General features: G+C 67.5%; 2 protein-coding genes. Both read left to right on the top strand.

The features are described 5' to 3' along the window. A partial coding sequence (locus WAW85_RS07115; RefSeq protein ID WP_422558927.1) for a DUF6049 family protein occupies positions 1-2,399 on the top strand: 2,399 nt, incomplete at its 5' end. After that, positions 2,396-4,843: murein biosynthesis integral membrane protein MurJ (gene murJ / locus WAW85_RS07110; protein WP_422558926.1), on the top strand; the 2,448-nt coding region annotated here is incomplete at its 3' end. The genes WAW85_RS07115 and murJ, both read left to right, overlap by 4 nt.

Below are 4,843 nucleotides of genomic sequence, written 5' to 3'. Positions count from 1 at the left end.
GCCTCCTCCTGATTCTCGGGCTCGTCCCGTTCGGCGTGGGCCCGGCACACGCCACCGGACCCGACTACGCCCGCCTCAGCCTCACGGAGATCACCCCGTCGACGGTTACCGGTGCCAGCGGCGACCGCGTCCAGATCCGCGGTCGTCTCACGAATACTTTCGACCGCCCGATCAGCGACCTTCGCGTCCGGCTCCGGCTAGGGACTGTCCTCACCGCCGCCGTGCAGCTACGCACCAGCCTGATGGCGCCCGCCTCCGCCTTCCCGGTCGCCACCCCGCCGGAGTCAATCGCCACCAGCCTCGAGCCCGGTGGCGGCGTCGACTTCCGTCTCTCGGTATCGATCGCCGGTCCGGACGGTCTGGGTATCTCACGCACAGGTGTCTATCCGCTCCTGATCGAGGCCACCGGTGCACCGGAGTCGACGGGCACCGTCTGGCTGGCCGAGTCCCGAACCCTGCTCCCAGTCCTGTCGCTGCCAGCGGACGCCCAGCAGGCAACCGGCGGCCCCATCGGCACCGAGGCACGCCTCGGTCCTGACGGTTCACTGGCTCCGGACACGTCCGCACCCGCGGCGCTGACCATGATCTGGCCGCTGGCCGCACCGCCGCAACTGACCGCAGGCACTCTCGGCGGCCGCACCGAGCCGGTCCGGCTGTACAGCGAGGCACTGGCCGAGTCACTCCAGCCGACCGGCCGACTCGGTGCCCAGTTGGCGGCGCTGGAAAACCGCACGGCGGACGAGCCCGGACCGGACGACCGTGCGCGCGAAGGGTTCTGCCTCGCTGTCGATCCGGACTTGCTGGTGACCGTGCACGGCATGACGCTCGGCTACCTGGTGAGTCAGAACCCCGCTGACCCGCGGTCGGCGACTGTCGACGGCACCGGGCAGGAGGCCGCCCGGACGTGGATGGCACGACTACGCAGCGTGGCCGCCAAGGTCTGCGTCACCGCCTTGCCGTTCGCGCAGGCCGGGCTCGATTCGCTCGCCTCGATCGGCGACTCCCAGCTGACCAGCACCGCAATTACCGGTGCTTCCGACATCGTCGACGCCTTCCTGGGCATCGAATCCTTGCGTGGAATGAGCCTTCCGGCGGTCGGCGCGATCACCGAGACTGGTCGCAGCGTGCTCGTCGGGCAGGAACTGAACAGTAGCGCGGTGGCGTCGTCGTCCGTCGAACCGATCGGCCGCGACGGCCTCGGTCGCTACCGGTCCGGCCGCCTGGCGGTGCAGACCTACGACATCCCGATTAGCGCCGCTCTCGGCGCCGCCGGCACCGCACCGGTGGTGCCGTCGATCATGCCGACCTGGCAGCAGCCGACACTGAACGGGGAGTCGGCGGTCAGCCGCCGCCAGACCGCCGTGGCCGCGCTGGCCTTTCCGATGTTGACGGTCCCGGACTCGACCGGCGGTGCAGACCCCACGCCGATCACCGGCCGCAGCGCGTTCATCATGCCCCCGACATACTGGTCGCCGACGCCCGACGATGCGGCCGCACTGTTCGATATGGCCGATCTGCTGGTCGCAGCCGGTAGCGCACGACCGGTGACGCTGCGCGACGTGATCACGCGGCTCCCCACAACCGGCGAGTCGACGCCCCTGGTGACACCCGGCGACGTCGATCCCATGGTGGCGGCGGGCTTCCCGATCAGTGCCGCGAACGCCGAGAAAGTCCGCGCGAATCTGGCGCGGACCGCCCAACTGGAGGGCTCGCTAGTGGGTTCGCCGGACACGGTGACCACCCCGCAGGCGTATGTGGCGCCGCTACGGGAGGACATGCTGCGGGCGGTCGCGACACCCGAGGGCCAAACACTGACCCAGGCACGCGACCTACAGAACCAACGGCTCGCCGGGACCGGGTCGACACTGACCCGCATGCAGGATTCGGTGGCGCTGCTCGATCCGGGCGGGCGGTACACACTGGCCTCCGAGCGCAGTCCACTGCTGCTGATCGTCCGGAATGAGTTGGCACTGCCGATCCGCGTGCAGATGGATATCGCGGCGCCCGATGCACTGAATGTCGGCGATGTGGGCGTACAGGAGATTCCGCCAGCCGGTACTCGTCAAATCCAGATCCCCACGCACGCGTCCACCTCGGAGCGGGCGACCGTGCAGATCGCGATGGCCAGTTCCACCGGGTTGCCGCTGAGTGCACCGGTGACGCTGGAGATCTATACCAACGCCTACGGCAAGCCGTTGTTCTGGATTACCGTCGGCGCCGGCACCCTGCTCATCCTGCTGATCATTCGACGACTCTGGCACCGCTTCCGCGGCGAGGCCGACCCCGCCGACGCGGATCGTCCGGAGCCCGACGCCGATCAACTGCGCCGCGCCTCCACCCCGTACGCCGAACGCCTGGATGTGGCTCGGCTCGAACATGTCGACGCGGAGGACTCATGAATTCTCGTCGGGAACAACGCCCCGAGCGTTCGCCGCACGGCCGACACGAGGCCGAGGAGGCGCAGGTCGGCACGGATGATTCCGACCAGTCGGTGATGCGGACCGGCGGTTCCATCGCCATCGCCACCCTAATCAGCCGGATCACCGGGTTTGTCCGCACCGTCCTGGTGCTCGCCATGCTCGCGAACCTCGCCTCCGCATTCCAGGCCGCCTATGTCTTGCCGAATATGATCGCCGAGGTCGTCCTGGGCGCGGTGCTAACGGCCATCGTCATTCCGGTCCTGGTCAGGGCCGAGAAGGAGGATGCTGACGGCGGTGCGGGCTTTATCAACCGCGTCTTCACGCTGACCTTGGCAGTCCTGGGCGTCGCCACGGTGGCGGCGCTAATCGCCGCCCCGTGGCTTGCTGCGATGAACGTCGGCGACGGCAAGGTCGATCGAGATCTGACCACCGCCCTCGCCTATCTGCTGCTCCCCGAGATTGCGTTCTACGGGTTGTCGGCACTCTTCATGGCCATCCTGAACATGAAGAATGTGTTCAAACCCGGTGCGTGGGCGCCGGTGCTGAACAACATCGTGCAGATCGTCACCCTGGCGCTATATCTGGTGGTTCCGGGTGATATGACCCTCAACCCGCTGGCGATGAGCGACCCCAAACTGCTGGTACTGGGCATCGGTACCACCCTGGGCGTGGTGCTGCAGGCAGCCATCCTGCTGCCGTTCCTCAAGCGCGCCGGGATCAAGCTCCGGATCGAGTGGGGCATCGATGCGCGCCTGCGCAAGTTCGGCAACATGGCCCTCGCGATTGTCGTCTACGTACTGATCCTGCAGGTCGGCATGGTCATCACCTACCAGATCGCGGCAGCTGCCAGCGAGGGCGGCATCGCTGCGTACGCCACTGCCTGGCAGCTGCTCCAGCTGCCCTACGGCGTACTCGGCGTGACGATCCTGACCGCCATCATGCCGCGTCTATCGCGGAACGCCGCAGCCGACGATACGGCCGCCGTCGTGAACGACATGTCGCTAGCCACGCGGCTGACGATGCTCGCCCTAGTCCCGACCGTGGCCTATATGACCTTCTTTGGTCCCGCCATCGGCGTCGCTATCTTCAACTTCGGGAATTTCAGCGCCGAATCAGCGGCCCAGGTCGGATCGGTGCTGTCGTGGGGCGCATTCACCCTGATTCCCTATGCGCTCACCTTGGTGCAGCTGCGCTTCTTCTATGCCCGCGAAGACGCGTGGACGCCGACGTTCATGGTACTTGGCATCACCGCCGTGAAGGTCGGGGCCTCGTACCTCGGTCCGGTCCTGTTCGATGATCCAGATCACGTCGTGCGCTGGCTCTCCTTTGCGAACGGCCTCGGCTATCTGGTGGGGGCGATCGTCGGCCAGTATCTGCTGTTTCGCACCCTGGGACTGCACCGCATGAACGACGTCGTCCGGACCTCGCTGCTGACTCTCGCAGTATCGGTCGGTGTCACGACCGCAGTCTGGGTGGTCGCGCATTTCACCCCCTTCGGCCAGTTGGCCACGCAGGCTGGCAAATTCGGCTCGATTGTCTATCTGGCGATCACCGGCGTCGTCGTGCTCGGCGTGATCTACCTCTTCCTGGTGGCGCTGAAGATTCCCGATATGGTCGCCATCTCCGGCACCCTCATGCGGCTGGTCGGACGCGTCATTCCCGCCCTGGCTCCGACGTCGTCGACGCTCGAGGACGGCGTCGGGCGCGCCGATCAGACCCCACGGGATATCACCACCATGACCGTGCAGTTCGCGCGGATCAGCACCGACGAGGCGCTCCCGTACTCTGGCCAGGTAGAGGTAAGACGACGTTTTGATCGTGGTTCGGCCAGTTGGCACGAGTACGGGGTGGCCAGCGGCGGTGCCGCGGGGGAGACCACCGTTCTGCCGCGGATAGCCGGCCCACCCGGGACGTTGCCGTCGGAGCAGGCGACGCGTGCCGTTCCTCGATCACCGCAGAATCCGCGCCGGTCCGATCCCACTCAGACCGGACGACCCCAAACAGAAATGCTCGTAATGACGCCTAAGGCCGCCACACCCCCGCCCACGCGCGGCCCCCGTTTGGTTCCCGGTGCCGCCATCGCTGGCGGCCGGTACCGGCTATTGGAACCGCATGGCGGAGCGCGGGGCATGCGTTTCTGGCGCGCCCAGGACAGTCAGCTGAACCGCGAGGTGGGTCTGACCTTCGTCGACCCCGACCAGCATGCCGATCCCGCGTCCGGTTCCCCGAACGGCCCGCCGGAGATCTTGAACCGGACGCGCCGCCTTGGCCAATTGCAGATGCCCGGTGTGGCCCGCGTGCTCGACGTCGTCCGCGGCGCGTCCGGCGGTGTCATCGTTTCCGAGTGGGTTCCCGGCTCGTCGTTGCGCGAGGTGGCTGGCGACAGCCCGTCGGCGACCGGTGCGGCACGCGCCGTGCGGACC

Source organism: Gordonia sp. (in: high G+C Gram-positive bacteria) (assembly GCF_049299075.1).
In the GTDB taxonomy this organism is placed as follows: domain Bacteria; phylum Actinomycetota; class Actinomycetes; order Mycobacteriales; family Mycobacteriaceae; genus Gordonia.
The sequence above is the reverse complement of the archived record's forward strand: the minus strand, read 5'-3'. Positions and strand labels throughout refer to the sequence as shown.